Origin of the sequence: Streptomyces sp. NPDC056222, from assembly GCF_042264065.1 — a bacterium.
Classification (GTDB): Bacteria; Actinomycetota; Actinomycetes; order Streptomycetales; family Streptomycetaceae; genus Streptomyces.
On the sequence record NZ_JBHJTL010000217.1, the window covers coordinates 1 to 1348 of the forward strand.

2 protein-coding genes are annotated in these 1348 nt (G+C 36.6%); both read left to right on the forward strand.

Annotated elements, in window-relative coordinates; all coding sequences use genetic code 11:
* Positions 1 to 765: 765 nt before the first annotated feature.
* Entirely contained in the window at positions 766 to 1032 is a 267-nt protein-coding gene (locus ACFC0D_RS38585; protein ID WP_375867853.1) for a hypothetical protein, read from the forward strand.
* A partial coding sequence (locus tag ACFC0D_RS38590; RefSeq protein WP_376446789.1) for a hypothetical protein occupies positions 998 to 1348 on the forward strand: 351 nt, incomplete at its 3' end. The genes ACFC0D_RS38585 and ACFC0D_RS38590, both read left to right, overlap by 35 nt.

Genomic DNA, 1348 nt, shown 5'->3' on the forward strand with positions numbered 1-1348 from the left:
GCTATAATGTAGTAGTAGTCCAAGGAATGGCCTCCCAAATCTGCGAAAGAAAGAGGTCATGTCCATGAAAAAAATCGTTAAAAAATCGTTAAAATTTATTACCACTCACGAAACCAAATTAAGAAAGGTTGTCGATTGGTTTTACTCAATCGGTCGCCTAGCTTATTTGGTTTACCGAGTGATAATGCTAAAGTGATTCCCACACTATAGCATTAAGCCGTAGAATGTTGCTTTAGCCACTGGACCTGGGAAGGTGATTATGGTTGGTGTTCCCGCACCTCGGACTTTAAATAGGTCATTCAAAGCCATTTCCCACTCACCTTCCTAAAACTTATTATGATTTTAACCAAAAAATGATATTCATAACAAGAAAAAGTCACAGGTTCCCACACCCGTGACTTTTCTTTTTCCCACTCTCTGCGAAAAGAGTACGTCTAAATCGTTTAGAATTTTTACGTTAAAATTTCACTGTTGGTCTGATCATTCATCTGATCAGTTCCGATCACTGGTTCCGAAAACTTAACTTCCCACAGTCTAAGGTTTCGGACCCTCCTTCACAAAGTATCATTTCACATGACGGTAAAAAATACTTTTCATGGTGAACGATACACCATCATGGTATCACATTACTTTACTTTTGTTAACTATCCTATACGTTTTCTTTCTCATTTTTCTATTAGGATATAAAGATTTGAAGAAAGATTGTTTCCTTCAAATTTCATTGCATTGCTAGTTTGATAGAAGTATAATTCTAGTAAATTACATATGAACGGAAAAAGAACTCCAACTGTTATAGAGGGCTGCAACCCTACTATAACCGTTCCCCCTACCCAACTAGGGAAAACACTTGCCGAAGTTCTTGTAACTAACATTTTAAGTTATACGCTTATTTTAGTGTATATTCCTGTTAGTTTCAAGAAAAAAATCAAAGGCATTGTTTCCCAGCTTGTTAGGGAGATAGTGCCTTTTTCTTGTTCTCAAAAAGGAGAAATAAACAATGGCAAAAATGATTCAATTACCTTACAACTCTGATATTATCGTTCCGACTGCAACCGCACAGGCAGTCCAAAAAAACAATGAAAAACCTATTTCATTACAGGCATTAGGTTTGCTTGTAAATCTTCTTTCATACCCTACAACTTGGGAATTACATAAAACTGAATTATATAAACGCTTTGGGAAGAACAAGGAGGAATCGGTTAAATCAGCATGGAACGATCTAATGTCCGCGAACTATATTATCGAGTTTAAATATCGTGTCGGGAAGAAGTGGGAGTACGTTTATTATTTCCGAAAAGTACCGTTTTCCCCCGAAGAAAAGGCTCAAATCCTTGATAAAGCTAAGGAC